Here is a 19,424-nt window from a genome sequence, read left to right as displayed (position 1 = left end):
CCGAGCTCAATGAGCTACGGGCGCAGATGGGGCGGCCCCTTGCTTGGGATAGGAACTCGGCGTCTTCAGATCGCTGTTCGGCGCCTGAGGGCGCAGCACATGGACCGCATAGAGAACGATCGCCAAAAGGGCAACGACAATGACCGCGGCGGCGACCCAGGGCGGCGCGGAGCGCCTTGGCTCTGTATTAATCATCTCACTCCTTTCATTTTACGTCACCCGACTGCTTTGCGGGAGATTCCTCTTCTTTGATAGCCTTCTTTTCTTTGAGCGCTTCCTTCGGTTTGTAATGCAGGCGCAGCGTCAGATCCTGCTCGTAATTGCCGAAGCCGCGTCCGAACAGGTTGAAGCCGCCGACATGCTCGGCGTCGGGCTTGATCCCGATGCGCACCGTGACGGGCTGGCGCAGGCCGATCATCAGCTCCTTGATCGACTTATCCGAGACCGCCATTCCGTCCACCGAGGAGCCCTGGTTGTCCACCGACCACACCTTGAGCAGTCCGTGCTGGGTGTCGTGGTCGTTCCACCAGGCCGGGTTGAGACGTCCCCGCTTGCCGCCCAGATCGCCGGGCGACGTCCAATCGCCGATCTCCACGCCGTTGATCCAAAGCGTGATGTCGGAGGGGTAATCGTTGTTATAGTCCGGGCACTCGGAGCAGATTTCCATGGTCAGGTCGACGCGCTGGATCTCCATGGTCGAGGGCACGGTGTTGGGAAACACGTACTCGACAAACCCCTCCGCCATCCACAAGATCTGCGCCTGCGCCCGCTCGGGCAGCAGGAATGACTGCGGCTCATCGTAGAAGCCGATCATTTTCTCCCGGCTGGCGATGCCGCAAGTCGAGGTCGGGTGCGCGAATGTATACATTCCAATCGGCATCTCCGACTCTTCGATCTGCCCGTCCGGAACCTCCATCGAGTCCAGAGAGATGATCAGGCGGTCATAGCGCAGCTTGCATCGCTTCTGTGTCCCCTGCTCCCCGGACATATATTCACTGGTGACCAGGCCCGCCTGCTCCAGGATCTGAACGTGCTTGGAGACGCTCGGGGGGGCGATCCCCAGCGCCTGCCGCAGCTCGTTGATATTCATCTCGCGCTCGGCCAGCAGATCGATGATCTTGAGCCGGGTATCGGAGGCGAGCGCCTTAAAGAGTTCTTCGCTTTGGCTGCCGCGCTGTTCCAGGATACGCGATGTCATAACCGTTCTTTCTTCCGGACCGTCAAAACGTCGTACGCAAAGCATCTTTCACGCTCTGAATCGTCTTGGTTAATAGTGTAACATACTAAGAACATAATTGCAATATTTTCCGAATTTTCTTTTGCAGGCTGAGAACTGTTGCCATTTTCCATACGATCTTAAGCGAAATTGCGCGGATTTATAGCACTATGGGTAATATATTAGCCAATTGACTACGCTTAACACGCTCTAAAAACGGAACGATCATCGATAGCAAAGCAGGTATCCCAATGAACATTCTTCCAAAGGCGCTGCTCCTGATCTTGTGCGGCCTGCCCCTGTCCACTCCCGCCATGGCGGCGACGCTGACCCGGACGACATGGCAAGGACAGGACGCCTACCGCCTGAGCGACGGCAAAACCGAGGCGATCATCGCGCCCGCGTGGGGACGCGTCATGCGTTATGGGTTTGTCGGCGGCCTGAACGTGCTTTGGAACGCGGAGCCCGATCCACTGCAAGGAAACGGCTACAAGAACCGGGGCGGCGCTAAGACCTGGCCCGCGCCCCAGAGCGAATGGCCCCTGTTCGCCGGCGACCTGTACCCGCCGCATCCCTCGTGGGACGGCGCTCCCCTCGCCGCCAAAGCGGAATCGGACCATCTGCGGCTGACCGGCCCCGTTTGGGAAGGCTGGGGAACGCGTCTGACGCTGGACTTCGATTGGACGGCGGTCGGCGAATTGAAGATCACCCAAACCTTGGAGAAAGTGAAGGGGGAGGCCCGGCGCATCAGCATCTGGCAGAACACGCAGATCGCCTACCCGGACGCCGTCTTCCTGCCGATGAGCGATCGAAGCGCTTACCACAACGGCTTCTACTGGTTCTTCGGCGGTCCCGCCCCGGAATACGCCGACGCCGCCACGACGCTATCCCCAACCCTGCTGCGCCTGAAGCCCGTCCCCGCCAAATCCTACAAAGTCGGCGTGGACGCCCCAATCGCCGCCCTGGTGAGCGTCAAAGACGGGACCGCGTTCCTGATGCGCTCCCCGATCCAGAACGTCCGTTTCAGCCCCTATCCCGACGGCGCGGATGGTGCGGGCTTTCCCGCCTGCTTCTACAACCAAGGCGGCGGAGGCGGGGTTTACGACGAAATGGAGCTCCTTTCGCCGCTGTATCTCTTCCGAAAGGGCGACCGCCACGCGCAGACAGTGCGCTGGAGCCTTCGCCGGCTATCATCCCCGGACCTTGAGACGCAGGCCGCGCAGGCAGAGATTGAAGCCCTGCTGGAGACTCCGTCGCCAAGCCCATAAAATCCACAAAAAAGCTGGCGCAACCATTCCTGGAGGTCCGTGTCTCACTGAGTAGAAGGTATAAAACAAAGGAGACACGCGCTTATGGATGGACTGGTGATCGTGATCTTGATCGTCGCGCTGATGATTTTCGTGGCGTCCGCGCTGCAAAGTCCGAAGCCGAACGATCGGCGCCGGCAGGAACGGCGAGGGTCTGGCTCGGAAAGCGGAGGAGACGGAGGCGACTCTTATGTCAGCTCGTCCTCCGGGGATGCGGGTAATTCTTACGCAGGCAGCTCCAGTCACCACTCTTCGCATGGACACCATGACGGGGGCGGGTCGAGCCACCACGGCGGATTTGACGGCGGGCACAGCGCGGGTGGTCACGACGGCGGAGGCGGCTGGGGCGGGGACAGCGGCGGCAGCTTCGGCGGCGATAGCGGCGGAGGCGGAGGGTGTGATGGCGGCGGAGGCGGAGACGGCGGGGGTGGAGGCGGAGGCGGTGATTGAGTCCCGTCGATCAAATCCGGCCGATTGTGTCCCATAACAAAACGCTCCGGGATGGATGGATCCCGAAGCGTCGCGGTATTTCGCTCCGTCGTTCTCGTTACAAATGGATCAAGGTCGTGGGTCCGTCCGCCGATTCGATCTCCAGAACCGAATCTTCTCCCTCACTGTCCTGATAACGCCAGACATAAGTCGGCTCCGTCACGACGTGCGTGATATGATCTTCCGTCTCGTCGCCGAGGAAGATCTGAATCGTTCCTTCTTCCCCGTCCTTGAAATCCACGGATACGCCGGTGAGGGTCAATCCCTGAGCGATCGTCTCCGCTTCTTCCGCGCTCGGGTCGCCATACGATGCGCCCGCCTCCACCGTCACAGACTGGCCGGCGAACCGCTGGCTGAAGTCCGTGAAGAAGTCCGCCCACTGATGCGCGGGCACCTCCTGCGCCTCCATCACATGGCCGGCGTCCTCATCGTCTTCTTCATCCACCGTATCGAAATCGCTGGAAGAATGGGTGTTCACGCTCATTGATGTTCCTCCGATGTCCGTAATTAGGACGGCCAAGTTTCGGCTCAATCGCCGGCCGCATTGCACGTTTACCCAATCCCCGCGAAAATCCTACATCAATTTTCCGCGCGTCCCCGATTCTCCGTATTTCACTTTCCCGGCGGCCGGCGCAATTCCACGCTTGACACCTACGGCGTTTCATGCGAAACTGACATGAGGCCGCCGTAAATGAACAATTCCACCCACATTCGCAAGCTCTACGCCCGGATTCGGTTCGTGCTCGCGCTGTTTATGCTGGGTCTGGCGGTCAGCGGCGCGACGGCGATTCCGCTTGCCGATGAACTGGACCTTCTGACGCAGTGGATGGGCCTGCCCGCGGGCGCAAGCCCGCACGCCTATGCGGGGCTGCCCGGGTGGCTGCTGACCGTCCGCGCGGCGCTGCGCGACGTGGACACGCGCTGGCCGTTCCTCTTTTACGGGACCGACTGGCTCGCTTTCGGCCACTTCGTGATCGCCATCGCGTTCCTTGGCCCCTGGCGCGATCCGGTCCGCAATGTGTGGGTGATCACCTTCGGCATGATCGCCTGCGTCCTCGTCATCCCCTACGCCCTGGTTTTTGGCCCCCTGCGAGGAATACCGTTTTATTGGCGCCTGATCGACTGCGCGTTCGGCGTCGTCGGCTTCTTTCCCCTGCTCTGGTGCCGCCTGATGGTCGGCCAATTGGAGCGGCGCGGGGTCTCCGCCTACTAAAATTGCCGGATTCGCGAGCAAAATCACGCACAAAAGAGAAAACGCCTGCCCGTGGGGTTCATTAATTTTTCATAAACGCCGGGTATCCCATAAGCAGTAAGTGGCGGAGGGGAACACATGAGAGTTTTAATTATCGAGAGTGAAGTGGCGCTTGCGGCGACCATCAGGCGCAGCCTGCGGGAAAATCGGTTCAAAGTGGATGTCGCACTGGACGGCCGATCGGGCCTCGCGCGCGCCTTTGTGCGCCCTTATTCCGCCATCGTCGTGGACCAGGCGCTGCCGGATCTGGGCGGCGAAGAGATCTGCCGAACGCTGCGTGAAGACGGCGCCCACTCTCCCGTGCTGATGCTGACCGGCGTCGGCGCGGAAAGCGCTCCCTCCCCCTCCGCCGAAGGAACCGGAGCCGACGACTTTCTGCCCCGCCCGTTCGACGCCTCGGATCTTCTGACCCGCCTACGCCTTCTGCTGCGCCGAAATCGGATCCACAAGGAGCCGATCATCCGGATCTCGGATCTCACGATCGATACCGACAGCCACGAAGTCACCCGCGCCGGGCGCACGGTCGCGCTCACCGGCCGCGAATACACGCTGCTCGAAGCTCTCGCCGCCCAGGAAGGCCGCGTCCTCGACCGAGAAGCCATCCAGGAGCGCGTCTGGCTCGATGAAGACAGCTACTCCAACACCGTCGACGTCCACATCGGCGTCCTGCGCAAAAAAATCGATCAGGGCCACGCCGAAAAGCTCATCCACACTGTCCGGGGATTAGGCTACGTCCTGCGCCGGGGCGGCGTGGGAATGGACGGCGTCGAACACACGCAGCTCGCCCATCACTAGTCCCACGTCCTGTCTACTATGGCCTGTCTATCATAACTCCGAGAGACTGCCAGCGCCGTGCGCAGTCGCTGGCTTTCCCCCATTCGCCAGCGACTGATCTCTTCCGTCTTTCCCCAAACAGACAATCCTCTTGACACCCGCCGCAATCGATGATATCGTAAAGAAGTATTTTGACATAACGTTAAGTCAAACGATTTTCATCACTCAATGTCGATAAGGAAATGCCTCCCATGACTTCGCTTCCTCGTTTCTTCGCCGCCGCCACAGCCGCCGGCGTTTGCATTATGGCTTGTCCGGCGGCGCAGGCCGCGCCGCCGGCGGGATACACGCTCTCCTGGAGCGATGAGTTTCATCAAGATCCCGGCGCGCGGGCGGACGATTCGAGCTGGAACTTCGAGACCGGGCCGAACCACGCCAATGGCGAGTCCGAGATTTATGTGAACGATCAGGCGCATGGGCATGTGGCGGCGGACCCGAGGGCGACGGATGGGCGCGCGTTTCAGATCCTTTCGACCAATACGAATGGGTTCGAGTCCGTTCGTATGTCCACGGCGCATAAGAAGCCGTTTCAGTATGGGTTTGTCGAAGCGCGCATCCAATTGCCGTACGGGCAGGGGATCTGGCCGGCGTTCTGGATGCTCGGCGAGAACATCGGGCAGGTCGGCTGGCCGGCGTGCGGCGAGATCGATATCATGGAGAACATCGGCCTGAAATCGTGGGAGGACCGGAACCTGAGCAGCCTGCACAGCGCGGGCGCCGCGCCGCCGCATGGGGACCTCACGAAGAACGCGCCGTACGTGCTTCCCAAAGGACAGCGCTTTACGGACTCCTACCATCTGTTCCAGATGCAGTGGGTCAAGGATTCGATCTCGTTCTATGTGGACGGCCACCTCTACGAGACGCGTACGGCGGCGGAGTATGGCGACAATCCCTACCCGTTCAACGCGCCGTTCTTCTTTTTGATTAACACCGCCGTCGGCGGCGAGTGGCCCGGCTATCCAGACAAGACGACGATTTTCCCGCAAAAGATGCTCGTCGATTACGTGCGCGTCTACAAAGGCGCGCCGGCCGCTCCTCCCGCGCCGAAAGGACCGAGCGCCGCGCCGGGCGACAGCCGCCAGATCGCGCTGACCTGGACAAGCGACATCAATGCGACCTCGTACAATATCTACCGAAACGAGAAGCGCGGGGAGCCGCTGGGGAAGCCGATCGCGACGGGGATCGCCGCCGAGACATTTATGGATACGGATCTGACGCCCCGCGCCAAATACTATTACCGGATCGCCGCCGTGAACGGCGCGGGCGTCTCGAAGCCGTCGGAGGAGATCGCAATGACCGCGCCGCCGGTCGTCGAAGCGCCCTACCATGACGCCCCCGCGCCGATCCCGGGAGTTGTCCAACTGGAAGACTATGACAAAGGCGGCGAGGGCGTTGCGTACCATGACACGGACGCCGTCAACCACGACGCCCTTTACCGCCCCTTCCAGGGCGTGGACCTCGAAGCCTGCTCCGACACCGGCGGCGGATACTGCATCGCCTGGACCGCGGACGGGGAGTGGCTAAAGTACACGGTCCATATCGCCTCGGCGGGCAAGTACGCAATCGCCATCCGCGCGGCCGCCGCCGGCAAAGGCGGCGTCTTTCATCTGGAGGACGCCGCAGGCAACGATCTCACCGGGCCGATCACGGTGGGCGACACCGGCGGGTGGGAAAAATGGGTCTCCGTGACGGCGCAGGCGACGCTGCCCGCCGGAACCCAAACGCTTAAGCTCGTCGAGGATCAGGCCGGGTATAATCTCAACTCGATGACGTTTACCCGTTTGTAGATCGCGCTGGAGGATGCCCCTGCGGGGGGAGCCTCCAGGAGCATTTGGACTCCCGCCCATGCGCCGAAACGAAGCACCGACCCTGACCGATGTCGCCCTGCGGGCCGGGGTGAATAAGATCACGGCGTCCGTCGTCCTCAGCGGCGGGCGCAGCAATACGCGGGTTTCCGAGGCGACTCGGGAACGGATCATTGCGGCGGCGGCGGAGCTGCGTTATGAGCCGAGCGCGATCGCCCGCTCGCTGCGGCGGCGGGAGACACAGGCGATCGGCTTTTATATGGGCGGGTATATCGATACGCGCAGCTTATTTCTCGCCGATGTCGTCAGCGGCATCCAGCAGGCGTGCGAGCAGCAGCGACGCGACTTTCTGATGCACGGGACATTTCGCGGCGACTCTACCGATGAGATCTACACGGAGCTCGTCAACGGCAAAGTGGACGGCCTGATCCTGCACGCCTTCAGCGACAGCGCGCTCGCGCCCCGCCTCGCCGCGTCGCACCTTCCCGTGATCGCCATCACCGACCCGATCGCCGGACTGCCTTCGATCTGCGTGGACGACGTCGCGGGCGGGCGTCTTCAGGCCGAATACCTCGCGCAGTCCGGCCACCGCCATGTCCTTTACGGCGTCTGCCCCTATCGTCTGAGCTCCACCGTCCGCCGCTACGAAGCCTTTTGCGCCGCCGCCTATGCGCTGGGCATGACCGTCACCGCCGGCGCCGCGCGCACGAACGACGATGTGGTCAGCGGCGTCGAACGCCATTACCTCGAAATCGCGCCCGGCAAGCGCCCCACCGCCGCCGTCTGCTGGAACGACGTGTTCGCCTATCAGATGATCGAGCACTTTCGCTCGGCGGGCGTCCGTGTTCCGGAAGACCTCGCCGTCGTCGGCTTCGACGGGTCCACGTCCCCCATTCCTCCCGCCTACCGTCTGACCACCATCCGCGCGCCCTGGCGCCAAATGGCCCGCGACGCCGTCGCCCTGGTGCTCTCCCGGCATGAAGGCGCCGCGATTCCCGACGAAACCATCCTCCCCGTCGAGTTCATTCGCGGCGACACCGCCTGATCTTTCCCGCTCCCCTTGGAGATCTCAAAGTATCGATGGAAAGCGTCAATTGGCCGCGCTTTGCCGGACGCCCGCAGGCGCCGGGCCGGCGGGAAGGGCGGCGGCGCGGCTGGCGCGCGCATCGGGAGCGTCCTGCAGCGGCGGTTCAATCGTCGCGGCGGAGCGAAGCCGCCCCATGACGCCGGGCTCCAGCTTTTTGATCCAGTATCCGCGCCACATGGCTAGCTGCGCGGCATAGAGACCTCGGTCCTGGGCGGGACGCCTGGCGGTGCTGATGATTTGGACGACCCAGTATCCCAGATCTCCCTGGATGGGATTGGCGACGTTACCAGCGCCGGACGCCGCCATCACGGCGTTGGTAAAGTGGTTGTCCAGCCCATACCTTGGGACGCTTGGCATGGCGTCCTGAATGACCCCAAGATCGCCGCCATTCCGTTTGGAGATGGCGTCCTCCGAGTACTGCTTCACCAGCGCCGCGAAGTCCGCGCCAGCGGCGATCCGCTGGGAGAGCTGGGACGCCAATCGCCGCGCCTGACGGTCGCTCGACGCATTTTTCCCTCTCGGTTGAATGAGGATTCCCCGGGCGTGGACCATGCGGTCGGGAGGCGCGGACAGCTCCAGCGCCGCGAGCTTCTCCAGAATCTGACTGTGCTGGAGCTGCTGGTCCAGTCCGAACGTATTCCGATGCAGCTTCTTCGCCGCGTCCGCATACGCCGCCTCCCCTCCCCCGTCCGTCATCCGGCCCCGCAGACTGGTCAACTCGGCGTCGGAAACGGTGACGTGCTTGCGCGCGGCCGCTTGATCGAGCAGGGTGAAATCGACCAGCAGCGCCACCGCTTCCGAGGAGTCCATCGGCGGCGACATCCTCGCCACATCGGATTGGCGCAGCAAAGTCGCATTGACGCTAGCGACGACCGGATTTGCGGCCGCGCGCGCCGGGGCGGCATGGCGCGCCGCCCAAAAATGCCCGGCGATGGCGGCGCCCGCGACAACGACCGCTGAAAGGGACGCCATCGGTAAGAGATTCTTATTCCGCAGCAAAGGCATCATCGTTCCCATCTCTCCGAACAAGCATTATATAGCAATAGTTGCATAAAATCCGTAAAAGGCTCGATACCGCTAAGCCTTTTACGGACACGCCTCATCAGGAGTGTTTATGGCGCGTAGAACTGTCCGCAGTTCATACTTCCCGACCCCTGATAGATTTCCGGACCGAAGTCGATATTGAGCAGATACTCGTTCGTCGACATCCGTCCATGGTTACAGGCGTCCTTGGAGATATCGTAGATGTTGACCGTTCGGCTGCTCGCATAGGAGGGCACATACGCCAGGATATCCCAGTTTCCATGCTGATAGTAGACGTTGTAGAAAACCCCGTCCACCGTGGTGTTATAGATCCAGCCGGAGGGGTTAATGCTGGCCGTGAGCCACACTTCAAGCTCGGTGTTCGGGTTGCTGCTCCCAGGATTGCTACTGTAGCTATAGAAGCAATCCCAGATCGTATCCTGCGTGCCGTTGCACCAGTAGTTATTGGCGGTGGATTTGATCCAGGAAGATCCGCCCCAGTTAATTTGCTGCGGAAACGGAGAGCCGTTAAACCCGCCCCAGGCCCATCCGTCATGGGTGTCGGCGAACGTTTTGACGCCGTACTGGTTGTTGCCCGCGTTCCAGCTAAAATCGGAGCCCCAGTTGGCGCTGCCGTTCGTCCAAACATCCTGCCAGCCCGACGCGCCGGTGGAGGCGACGCCCCACCAGTTGTTTCTCACGGTGATATGACCGGTCAAGGTCAAGGTACAGCCGTTGGTGTTGCACCAGCCGGCGTTCGCGGGCTGGGAGACGCCCATCGTTCCTGCAATTGCGGCGGCCGCGCCGAGTGCGCTCACGGCGCGCAGTGTCTTACCCATGGTGAGTGACATCGAAAATCCTCCGTTGACTTCGAATACGCCGCCGGGCTGAAATTTAGCGGCGCATTTATGCTAGCCGTCCTCCGTCCGCCGTACACAGGGGCGATCTTCGCACGGGACAAGCCATTAATATAGCAAAACTAGAAAAGAAACCAAAACAAGAGATCCGTGACGCTGTCCTCAGGGCCGAGAGTAACTATATCAGGTCTTATGGTAAATGTCAATAGGTTTTATATATCATGCTTATTTGCATTTACTAGGAATTAAACAATTGACATACTCCAGCCTTGGACTTAAAGGCCGTAAAAGTTCATGATAATTCCTTTCCGAGATTGCGATATTTTTCACAATATCGGGTATATTTAAAAAGTGAACACGTTCATCAAAGATTTCACGCATCCACATAAGGAGCAAATCCATGGGAATTGAGGAAATGGGCTTCGATCGAACACAATACCGCAAACGCCGCCGAACGGTGGATGAGATGGGCATAAGCGAGATGACTCGCGCTTTACTCAGATACTGCTTCCAGCAGGGAGCGGTGCGCGGATTTCTCTACGGCGCGGCGTATGGCGCCATATTCTGTTTTCTTCTCGGCGCGCTCTTCGGATGTCTTTATGGGTTGATCGCAGGCATGGCGGCGGGATTATTGAACGGCGTCATCCTATCTGCTATTAATGCGATACAGAGAAACACACCGAGAGAAGAGCGCTATTTCCTATGGACCGCCGTTTATACCGGCCCCTGGGTAACATTCCTCTCCTGCTACCTAATATTCCGGCTTCTTATAAGCCCAGGATTTGACGGCCCCGACCATCCCTGGCTAGAGCCAAATTTCTTCTACGATCTCATCCCATCCCTCATCGCCGCCTTCGCGGCCTGGCAGGCGGCGCGGAAGATGGAAGATTGGTACTTTGAGTGATTGCGGACCAAGAGAGAAGTTATTGATGGAAATCCCAGATGACGCGGAGCGCCACGAACGTCGTACGGTGGAGGAGCTGGATGCGCAAGCGATGACGCGCGCTCTGCTCTGGTATTGCTTCAAGGAAGGCGCACGGCTGGGGTTTCTGTACGGGGCGGCCTACGGCGTATTCTTCTTTCTCGTCGGCGCCCTCTTTGGCTGCGTTTATGGATTGATCGCCGGAATGGCGGCGGGGCTTTTGAACGGCGCGGCGCTGTCGATCATCAACGCTGTTCAGAGAAAAGCGGTCCGCCAGCAGCCGCATTTCCTTCAAACGGCGTCCCAGGTCGCGCCGCCTCTGACACTGGCGGCTTGCTACCTTCTCTTCCGACTCATTGTTGGGCCACAGTTTGATTATGGCTCTCAGCCTTGGTGGACGCCGAATTATCTATATGATGTCGTCCCCTCTCTGGTCGCCGCTTTCCTCGCCTGGCATGCCGCGCGAGACATACGCACATGGTACTCCGAGTGACGAACAGTGACGATGCGCGGCGCGATCGGGGCGGGGTTTAGAGATTTTTCTCTTGGATTGATAAAAACTGTGCGGTCGGCGGCGCCTGAGCACAGTCTATAATAGAAGGCCACGCGAAAACCAACAAAAGTTTGGGTCTTCCAGGTTAAACCGAGGAGGTTCGCAAGTTGAGGAGCGCCATGATCTCGCGTCATTCACTCCGGGAGGACGCGCCGGCGGCGGACGAGAGGATCGAGGACGATCTGCCCGACCGGACGCTGCTGCGCCGCTATGTCACGCAAAACTCCGAGGCCGCCTTTGCGCGGATTATCCATCGGCACCTTGGCCTGGTCTACGCCACATGCCGGCGGGAAGCCGGCGACCTCGATCTCGCCGAGGACGCCGCGCAGGCGGTCTTTCTCATCCTGGCGAAGAAGGCCCCCCGGCTGCGAGGCGGCGACGGGCTGGCGGGGTGGCTGTTCCAAACCGCGCGGCTCACCGCGCGCAACGCCGTCCGTCAGGAGCGAAGCCGCCTGCGGCGCGAGCAGGCGGCGGCGGACGCGCTGCGCCGCGAAGAGCCTCCGCCCGGAGACCCCGGAAAGGACGACCATTCCTGGGAAGCCATCGAGCCGCATATTAACGCCGCCGTGGCGCGGCTGCGTCCCGCCGACCGGGAGGCCGTATTACTCCGATTCTTCGAAGGGCGTAACCTGGCGGAAGTCGGAGCGCAACTGGGAGTGTCCGAAAACACCGCCCGAATGCGCGTCGCCCGCGCCGTGGAGCGGATGCGCCGTCATCTTGCCCGCGAGGGCGCCATTCTCGGAGGGGCCGCCCTCGCCGTCCTGCTCACCGATCACGCGGCGGAAGCCGCGCCGGCCGCCACACTCGCCGCCGCCCTGCCCATCGCCGCCACCCAGGTGGGGCATTTGGCGATGGGACTGGCGGCGGCGAACGCTATTCAGCTTGCGCAAGGAGCGCTTCATACGATGTGGATGAAAACCGTTACTGCCTGCGCTTCCGTGTTCGCGGTCGCCGCCGTCGCGACCGCCGTGGCCGCCACCAGCTATTACAATCGCCTCTCCGAGGTCGACTGGACCGATTCGAGCACATCCGGCGTCAATCTCAACTTCCAGCAGGGGCTGACCGGCTGGTACAAGGCGGCGCCGAACAGCAGCGCTCCAGACTATGCAATTCAAGCCGACCCCAGCGGCCCGGCGCCGCACCAGGCCAGCGCCTTCCTCACCGCACGCGTGGCGCATCCCTACAGCTACGGGACATTGATGCAGGGCGTCCGCGCCGACCGGTATCGCGGCAAACGCGTGCGGCTGAGCGCCCAGCTGCGTACGGCGAATGTCCCTGGAGAAGCCGGGCTCTGGATCCGGCTGGACGCGCCGAAAGATATCCGCGCCTGGAACATGGCCCAGCGCCCGATCCGGGGAACAACGCCCTGGCGCCGATACTCCTATGTGCTGGATGTTCCCGCAGACGCGCAGGGCATGGCGTACGGCTGCGATCTGACGGGGACGGGAAAGGTTTGGCTGGCGGATGTGCAGCTGGAAGTCGTGCCCGAAAGCACGCCGGCGACACCGGATATTTCGGAGGCGGCGCACGGCGACACCGACCGCGTAATCGATCTGTGGGAGCTTGGAATCGAGCATCGATACCAGAAGGAAGCAGCGGCGGCGCACCAAATTCTCGCCGACCCCAACGCCTGGCCCTCCGAGCGCTGCATGGCGCTGGAGTCGCTTGCTTCCGCCCAGATGCAGCTGGGGCGCCGCTCCGAAGCGCGAGCCGCCCTGGCGCAGTTTGACACGGAACGCCAGGGTCTGGAGATTATTCATGATGTGGTGACCGAGTCGAAGGACCTTCACAAAAAGCTGGACCGGGCGTGACGGATTTTCGTTACGGCCGTTCTCACGGCTGTCTCCCGCAGCTGGAAGCAGCGTTCTGCACCATCCGAGAGTCTGCTTTAGCCGACTTCCCTTTGTGTAGACCACTGCTTCCAGCGGTAGGACGTTTCACAAAAATCAGTCACACGCACCCGGACCGCCGGTCACCCAAGCGGTTAAACGACAATCGGGATCCCGGTAAACTCCGAAATCTCATGAGCGGCAATCGCCGCATCCTCCTGGGTATTCATAAGCGCAACGCCCCGCCAGTTCACCTTTTTGCGGCCGCCGGCCGCCACCCCGATGTCCACGAACGCCAGCTTTTTCTTAGTCGTTGACGCCACTCGCACACGGATGCCGGCGATCGCCGTCATGGGTAGTTCTTTTTGATTCGCCAGCTTCACTGTCCGCCGATTGAGATCAATCGACAGCGTTTCTCGTTCGGCGACACGAAACACCCAGTAGCACATGGCGACGCCAATCGCCACCTGCGCCCCGATGAGCGCGAAGATTGCAATGACAGTCAGGGGATGATAATGCAGCAAAATCAGCATTTTATGAGACTTCAGGGTGGCGAACGGCTGTATTCCCCAAAGCTCTTTCGCGGTCATGAACAGCCATACCGCAGGCAAGCCAATCATGGACGCGGCGAGCGGATGCAACGTCTTCCAGCAAACTTTGAGCAAATGTCCGTCGAACTCGATCTTCGATATCCCCATTTGTAAAACGCGGTAATCGCGATCAGGCTGCGGCGGCCACTGGCTCTTGTCGCCGGCTTCGAGGGTTTCGCTTTTGTTTTCCATGGGTCTCAGCTTGGACACACCCACCGGTATCCGCAGCCCGAGCAAGTGTCCTGTGTCTCGGGGGCGGGGGCGAAGTCGCGGCGGGCGATGCCCTGGGCGGCGCGTTCGTATTTGAGCAGGCGGTCGGCTTCGAGCTTGGCTTTGTATTCGGTGGCGGGGGCCGCGACTTCGGCGGTGGATCCGTCTTCGAGGTAGCGCAGCTCGAGCAGGATCGGCCGGTCCGGGTGCGAGTCGGCGGCGGCTTTGCGCAGCAGGGCGAGGCGCTTGTCGGTCATATCCGTGGGGGCCGGTTTTGTGTTGAAATAGCGCGCGATGACAAGGGCGCCGTCGCTGGGCCGCTCGTAGACGACTTCGGGCCTGGTGCTGATATGACATGTGGCGAGGGTGGCGCGCAGGGACGGGTTCTCCAGCGCCGCGCGGTCGGTGGTGGCGAATTGCAAGGCGGTGGCGAGAAGGCGTTGGGCGTGCGCGCGGTAACGGGCTTCGTGCAGGCGGCCGACCGGGCCATGCTCAATCCACACAGTCTCAAACTGGGCGGTCAGCGCTTCGGAGGCGGGGAGCCGGCCGGCGGCGCATTCGTCGTCCAGCCAGCGCAGGGTTTGGCGCACGGCGGCGGCGAACTTCGGGTACGCGCCCGATGGCGGCTCGGCGGGTAATTGCAGCTCGCGCTCGTAGTAATACTGACGCGGGCAGCGCCCGTATTGTTCCAATGACGATGCGCTGTGATGCGGCAGCGCAGGCGGCGCGTTGGGTGAGACGTCCGATTCCTCAGATGTTTCGGAGCGCCCGGACGGCCACTCGACTAGCGCCGCGCTGTTCGCGATCAGCCATGGGCTGATTAAGTTTATGAGCGGCGATGGCTCGATCTCTTTTCCCTTCGCGTTGGCGGCGGAGCGGCTGAGAATGAGGTGATCGCGGGCGCGGGACAGGGCGACGAAAAAGAGGCAGTTGTCTTCTTCAGTCTCATCGTCGGACGCGCCCGTGAGTCCGGGCGGCTCGGGGATGCCGTCGTGGCGGCCGCGCGAGGGGAATTGGCCGTGGCCGAGGTTGGGAACGTAAACGACCGGATACTCCAGCCCCTTCGCCTTGTGCGCGGTCATGATGCGGACGGCGTCCAGCGACTCCGCGCCAGGCGGCGTGGCGCCCTGCGGGCTTTCTCCCACGGCGTCGAGGCGCTGGAGATGCGCCAGAAAGTCGCGCACCCGGTTCGGCGGGCCGGTGGGCGCGACCGACGATCGGACAATGCCGCCATCGTAGTCCCGCGCCAGTTCCCAGAGCTGGTAAACCGCCATGCGCTTCTGCATTGCCGCGAAGGCCGGCGTGTCCGCGTCCTCCAAATGGCGTATGAACTGGGATTGATCGAACAAATACGCGCCGAGGATCGCCACGGGGTCGCGCTCTGATGCGTCCAGGGCGGCGAGCTGCGCCGTGAGACGTCCGAGGCCGGGGATGGCGGCGGGGCTGAGGCCGTCCCACAGAACGACATCGGCGAGCGCTTCGAAAAACGGCCGCTCGTCGCGCATCGCGCGGCGCAGCAGCATCAAAATATCCTCGCGCGGCACGGAATATTCCGGCAGGGCGGCGATACGGACCAGCCCCGTGCTCGGGCCGCCGCCGTACAGCGAGAGCAGGCAGATCAGGTCTTTGATCTCGGGACGCTCCAGCAGCGCGCCAAGATATAAGATGGGAACGCCGCGCTCGGTCAGCCGGTCCACGAGCGACTGCGCCTGGGCATGCGTGCGGCACAGGATGGCCTGATCGCGATACGCCCACCCCTGCTCCCGCAAGGCGGTGATGGACCGCGCGACGCCATCGACCTGCCCCTCATCGTCAGGCGCAGAGGCGTAAAGAACCGCCGGATGCTCAGATGAAGCCGCCGCGCCGCGCGCCGCGTCCCAGCCGGGAAACTCCTGCGCGCCCTCGCCGCCCATGCCGCGCGCCGCGACGGCGAAGCACTCCACGATCGGCCGGCGCGAGCGATAGTTCACGCCCAATTCCAAGCGGCTTCCGCCGGGATAATCGCGGCCGAAGGCGGCGACATTCGCGGGGGAGGCGCCGCGAAATCGATAAATACTCTGACGGTGATCTCCGACCGCCCATAATCCATGCGCCTCGTCGCCCGCCAGCAGCCGCACCAGACGCGCGCAGCCACGGTTGACGTCCTGATATTCGTCGGCCAGCACATGCGGATAACGCCCGCGCAGATCGGCGAGGACATGAGGCGCATGCTCCAAAAGCCCTACGGCGCGGGAGATCAGGTCGGCGAAGTCCAGATAGCCGTTCTCGGCGAGCAGCGCTTCGTACACATGGTAGCAGCGCGCCACCTCGCGCGCCTTCGCCGCCGCCGCTTCCTGCCTTTCCACGACTTCCTGATCCTTCTTCAGGACCTTCTTGCCGCCCTTCGCCGCCAGCGCCAGCGCCGCCGCCTCAGCGTCCGCCTGCATCGCGGCGACGTGCTTGTCGTACTCCAGCGGCGCGCAGAGTTCGTCCTTGGCCCGCGAGATTTGCCTTAATACGCCGCGCAGATGATAGGCGGGATTGCGCAGGTTATCCAGCACATCCAATTCTAATCGATCGAGATGGTTCTCCAGCAGCGTCACGGCGTCCAGAGTCCCGAGCAGCTTCACTTGCTCGGGAAGGCCGATTTCCGAGCCATAACGGCGGAGGATCTCCAGGCCAAAGCTGTGGAACGTGCCGACCCACGGGCCGCAGCGTTCGGTCCCCACGTCGCCGCTGATCAGCCGCTCGCGCATCTCCCGCGCGGCGTCGCGCGAAAACGTCAGCGCCAGGATCTGCTCGGGCTTCACTCCCTGCGTCCGCGTGAGAAACTGACAGCGCCCCACCAGCGTCTTGGTCTTTCCCGTTCCCGGCCCGGCGCCCAGCAGCAGCGGGCCGCGCACGGCCTCCGCCGCCGCGCGCTGCGACGGGTCCAGGGTCACTTCCCGGTTCGCCGCCGTTTCCTGCGACGGCTCCTCCGAAACCGCCGGCAGCAGCACGGCGTGCGCCATCTGTCCCTGAACGAGCGCGGAGTCTACCCCCACCCGCGCGGCAGCCTCCGACGCCGTGCAGCGCTCCTCCCAGAACAGGCGGGCCATCAGCGGAGTCGGCAGCAAGATCTCGGCGGCGTAGGCGTCGGCCTCGCCTTCACGGCGCAGATCCTCTGGCAAATCGTCCACACGGGCCAGCGCCGCGCCCTGCACATCGGCCTCCTGTCCCGCCGTGCATTCATGGTCGCCATGCAGCGCCCGATGCGCCTCGGCGTGCGCGGCCGGCGCGGGGGACTCGGCGGGAACAGCCAGCACGGCGGCGATCTCGACCGCCGTGTGCGCCGTGTCGAGGGAGAAGCCAAGCGCGACGCGGCGGGCGCAGGCTTTGCGGCGAATGTCTTGAAGGGTCGTGCTCATAGGGTATTGTTATTGTACGCGGTTTTGGCGGGAAACGCCAACAACCTTCACACCATGGCCGGGAACATTCTGCAAAGGAAACACCCCACATTGCCAACCCCGGAACGACGCGCGGCGGGCCGCGCGCAGATCAAGGAAGCGGCGCGGTTTCTGCCGAATTTGATCAAGCTCGCCGCACGGCTTTTGCGCGATCCGCGCGTTCCGCGCTCGCGGAAGGCGGGGCTGGCCCTGCTTGCGGGGTATCTGGCGTCGCCGATCGATCTGATTCCCGATTTCATCCCGGTGCTGGGCGTGGCGGACGATCTGATTCTCGCCGCGCTCACGCTGACGTGGGTGGTGAAAGCCGTCCCCGCCGAGATCGTGCGCGAACACTGGGACGGGGAGACGGATCTGTTCGGACTGCTGGACAAAGTCCGGCGCGGGATCGCCGCGCTGCGGGGAAAGGCGTGAGGCGCATGGCGCCATCTGGAACGCAAATGCGGTACACTAAAGTCCGGGAGCGATCAATCTTTTGCGAGCAAAGAACTTATACAAAGTAAACCTGCGTTTCACCGGGTCGGCGTCGGTGGAGATCGAGGCGGAGAGCGCGGAAGCCGCGCGTCTGGCGGCGACGGAGCTGGAGATCGCGGACCTGGCGATGCCGGGCTCGTGCGATATCCTTCAGTTCCAGGTGGCCGCGCGTGAGGTCACGGCGACGGCGGCGCTCGGCGGATCCTCGGATGAGGACGATGAGGAAGCGGCGTCCCGCCCGCGCCCATCCGGCTGGTATCGGCCGCTTTAGCGCTCGCGCGAGGCGCACTTCTCTGTCCACCCTTCCCTCACAACTCACAAACGCCGCTCCGGCGGCGCGGCGTTTGGATTTTCTCGACGGGCTGCGCGCACTGGCGGCGATCTGGGTCGTCCTTTCCCATCTCTGGATCCTGCTGCGGGGCATGAACGCCCATTCAGGGCTCCTGGGCTTCCTCACCAACTGGGCGCTTTACAGCCACCTCGCCGTCGATATCTTCATCGTGCTTTCGGGTTACTGCCTGATCCTGCCCGTCGTTCGCGCCGGCGAGCTGCGCGGCGGCGCCCTCGACTTCTTCCGGCGGCGCGCCCGGCGTATCCTTCCCCCCTGTTACGCCGCCCTGGCTCTTGCAATTCTCATTTACCTCGTGGGACATCACGGCAAACCATTTCCCTGGCTCGCGCTGCTCAGCAACATCTTTCTCGTGCAGGACGCGTTCCTCAAGTGGAATATCTTCGACGGCCCTCTCTGGAGCGTCGCCGTGGAATGGCGGATCTACTTTCTCTTTCCCGCGATTGTCGGGCTGCTGAAACGCCACGGCCCATGGGCCGTTCTCGCCGCATCGGCGGCGCTCAGCGGCGCGCTAACAGCCGCCATCTTCGCATGGCGTATGGATTTTTTGCTTTCCTGCCCCTGGTATCTCTTTCTCTTCGCCCTGGGCGTCTGCGCCGGATGGGCTGCGCCCCGAAGCGGCGCGCGCTGGGACCTCGCGTCCTGGACGCTCCTCCTGCTGACCGCCCTCCTCCTCGGCCGCAATCCCATTACGGCGGCGGGCGGCGCGGATTTCGGCCGCCACATGCCGATGATCGACACCGTCACCGGAGCCGCCATCGCGGCGGCCCTCATCGCCCTGCATCAGCGTCCCGAATCCCGCCTGAGACAAGCGCTCTCCTTCCCGCCGCTCGTACGCATTGGGCAGCGGTCCTACTCGCTCTATCTCATCCACATACCCCTTCTCCTGCTGCTCAGCCACATACTGAACATGCTCGCCCTCCCATGGCTGCGCGCGCCGCTGTCCCGCGCCGCCGCCTTGACGATACTCGGCCTCCCTTCGATCGCGCTGGCGACCTGGGGATTCTATCACGCCGTCGAGCGGCGGTTTTTGGTCAAAGCTAGCTCTGGCAAACCCAGCCCTGGGTGACCTACCCTGGCGCTTCGCGTGCTCCCCTGCAAACCCACCCCCGGCCTTCGGCCGACCCCTCCCTCGGGCGGGAAGGGCGAGTAAGATTGCCTCTTACAGAAACCGCCTGCAATAACACACTCTGAAATAACCCTTC

At 62.7% G+C, this 19,424-nt stretch carries 19 protein-coding genes; 12 read left to right on the top strand and 7 right to left on the bottom strand.

The genetic code is table 11. The features are described 5' to 3' along the window. Positions 1-6: 6 nt before the first annotated feature. Together D5261_RS08655 and D5261_RS08650 are read right to left on the bottom strand one after the other, a co-directional pair. A complete protein-coding gene (locus tag D5261_RS08655) occupies positions 7-195 on the bottom strand; it encodes a hypothetical protein (protein WP_119322503.1) in 189 nt (62 codons plus the stop codon). A gap of 10 nt (positions 196-205) precedes the next feature. Continuing rightward, a complete protein-coding gene (locus D5261_RS08650; RefSeq protein ID WP_218025644.1) occupies positions 206-1,198 on the bottom strand; it encodes an ArsR/SmtB family transcription factor in 993 nt (330 codons plus the stop codon). Positions 1,199-1,467: 269 nt separating this feature from the next. Between D5261_RS08650 and D5261_RS08645 the strand changes: the two genes are divergently transcribed. Beyond that, on the top strand, positions 1,468-2,484 hold the full coding sequence (locus D5261_RS08645; RefSeq protein WP_119322505.1) for a hypothetical protein: 1,017 nt from the start codon (positions 1,468-1,470) through the stop codon (positions 2,482-2,484). Between the two features lie 84 nt (positions 2,485-2,568). Then, a complete protein-coding gene (locus D5261_RS08640; RefSeq protein ID WP_165864338.1) occupies positions 2,569-2,973 on the top strand; it encodes a hypothetical protein in 405 nt (134 codons plus the stop codon). Positions 2,974-3,070: 97 nt separating this feature from the next. Here the strand turns inward: D5261_RS08640 and D5261_RS08635 are convergent, their stop codons facing one another. Next, positions 3,071-3,496 (bottom strand): DUF5335 family protein, encoded by a 426-nt coding sequence (locus tag D5261_RS08635; protein ID WP_119322506.1) that lies wholly within the window; start codon positions 3,494-3,496, stop codon positions 3,071-3,073. 207 nt (positions 3,497-3,703) lie between these two features. Between D5261_RS08635 and D5261_RS08630 the strand changes: the two genes are divergently transcribed. The 4 genes from D5261_RS08630 to D5261_RS08615 all read left to right on the top strand — a co-directional run bounded on the left by D5261_RS08630 (position 3,704) and on the right by D5261_RS08615 (position 7,948). Then, positions 3,704-4,225, top strand: coding sequence for a hypothetical protein (locus tag D5261_RS08630; RefSeq protein WP_119322507.1), 522 nt, complete (start codon positions 3,704-3,706; stop codon positions 4,223-4,225). A gap of 117 nt (positions 4,226-4,342) precedes the next feature. Continuing rightward, positions 4,343-5,059: a response regulator transcription factor gene (locus D5261_RS08625; RefSeq protein WP_119322508.1), complete on the top strand. Its 717-nt coding sequence runs from the start codon at positions 4,343-4,345 to the stop codon at positions 5,057-5,059. A 230-nt stretch (positions 5,060-5,289) separates the two neighbouring features. Then, a complete protein-coding gene (locus D5261_RS08620) occupies positions 5,290-6,885 on the top strand; it encodes a carbohydrate-binding protein (protein WP_165864339.1) in 1,596 nt (531 codons plus the stop codon). A 58-nt stretch (positions 6,886-6,943) separates the two neighbouring features. After that, a complete protein-coding gene (locus tag D5261_RS08615) occupies positions 6,944-7,948 on the top strand; it encodes a LacI family DNA-binding transcriptional regulator (protein WP_165864340.1) in 1,005 nt (334 codons plus the stop codon). Between the two features lie 45 nt (positions 7,949-7,993). Here the strand turns inward: D5261_RS08615 and D5261_RS08610 are convergent, their stop codons facing one another. After that, positions 7,994-8,962 carry a peptidylprolyl isomerase gene (locus D5261_RS08610; protein WP_165864341.1) on the bottom strand — a complete coding sequence of 323 codons (969 nt, stop codon included), beginning with the start codon at positions 8,960-8,962 and terminating at the stop codon, positions 7,994-7,996. A gap of 140 nt (positions 8,963-9,102) precedes the next feature. Then, positions 9,103-9,864 (bottom strand): hypothetical protein, encoded by a 762-nt coding sequence (locus D5261_RS08605; protein ID WP_125206075.1) that lies wholly within the window; start codon positions 9,862-9,864, stop codon positions 9,103-9,105. Positions 9,865-10,270: 406 nt separating this feature from the next. Here D5261_RS08605 and D5261_RS08600 point away from each other — a divergent pair, with 406 nt between their 5' ends. From D5261_RS08600 to D5261_RS08590, 3 genes are all read left to right on the top strand, one after another. Continuing rightward, positions 10,271-10,774, top strand: a complete 504-nt coding sequence (locus tag D5261_RS08600; RefSeq protein WP_119322513.1) for a hypothetical protein — start codon at positions 10,271-10,273, stop codon at positions 10,772-10,774. Between the two features lie 25 nt (positions 10,775-10,799). Further along, positions 10,800-11,285: a hypothetical protein gene (locus D5261_RS08595; RefSeq protein WP_119322514.1), complete on the top strand. Its 486-nt coding sequence runs from the start codon at positions 10,800-10,802 to the stop codon at positions 11,283-11,285. Between the two features lie 179 nt (positions 11,286-11,464). Beyond that, on the top strand, positions 11,465-13,156 hold the full coding sequence (locus D5261_RS08590) for an RNA polymerase sigma factor (protein ID WP_119322515.1): 1,692 nt from the start codon (positions 11,465-11,467) through the stop codon (positions 13,154-13,156). Between the two features lie 173 nt (positions 13,157-13,329). On the opposite strand, the gene D5261_RS08585 is transcribed toward D5261_RS08590, so the two are convergent. Beyond that, entirely contained in the window at positions 13,330-14,001 is a 672-nt protein-coding gene (locus tag D5261_RS08585; RefSeq protein WP_125206076.1) for a hypothetical protein, read from the bottom strand. Beyond that, positions 13,962-17,360 carry an ATP-dependent DNA helicase gene (locus D5261_RS08580; RefSeq protein ID WP_165864342.1) on the bottom strand — a complete coding sequence of 1,133 codons (3,399 nt, stop codon included), beginning with the start codon at positions 17,358-17,360 and terminating at the stop codon, positions 13,962-13,964. Before D5261_RS08580 ends, D5261_RS08585 begins: the two co-directional genes overlap by 40 nt. Before the next feature lie 90 nt (positions 17,361-17,450). On the opposite strand from D5261_RS08580, the gene D5261_RS08575 reads away from it, so the two are divergent. The 3 genes from D5261_RS08575 to D5261_RS08565 all read left to right on the top strand — a co-directional run bounded on the left by D5261_RS08575 (position 17,451) and on the right by D5261_RS08565 (position 19,288). Continuing rightward, complete coding sequence (locus D5261_RS08575) at positions 17,451-17,810, top strand: YkvA family protein (RefSeq protein WP_165864343.1); 360 nt, start codon at positions 17,451-17,453, stop codon at positions 17,808-17,810. 61 nt (positions 17,811-17,871) lie between these two features. After that, entirely contained in the window at positions 17,872-18,141 is a 270-nt protein-coding gene (locus tag D5261_RS08570) for a hypothetical protein (protein ID WP_119322519.1), read from the top strand. Positions 18,142-18,214: 73 nt separating this feature from the next. After that, on the top strand, positions 18,215-19,288 hold the full coding sequence (locus D5261_RS08565) for an acyltransferase family protein (RefSeq protein ID WP_165864344.1): 1,074 nt from the start codon (positions 18,215-18,217) through the stop codon (positions 19,286-19,288). Positions 19,289-19,424 lie beyond the last annotated feature (136 nt).

The organism is Capsulimonas corticalis (genome assembly GCF_003574315.2).
GTDB lineage: Bacteria > Armatimonadota > Armatimonadia > Armatimonadales > Capsulimonadaceae > Capsulimonas > Capsulimonas corticalis.
The sequence above is the reverse complement of the archived record's forward strand: the minus strand, read 5'-3'. Positions and strand labels throughout refer to the sequence as shown.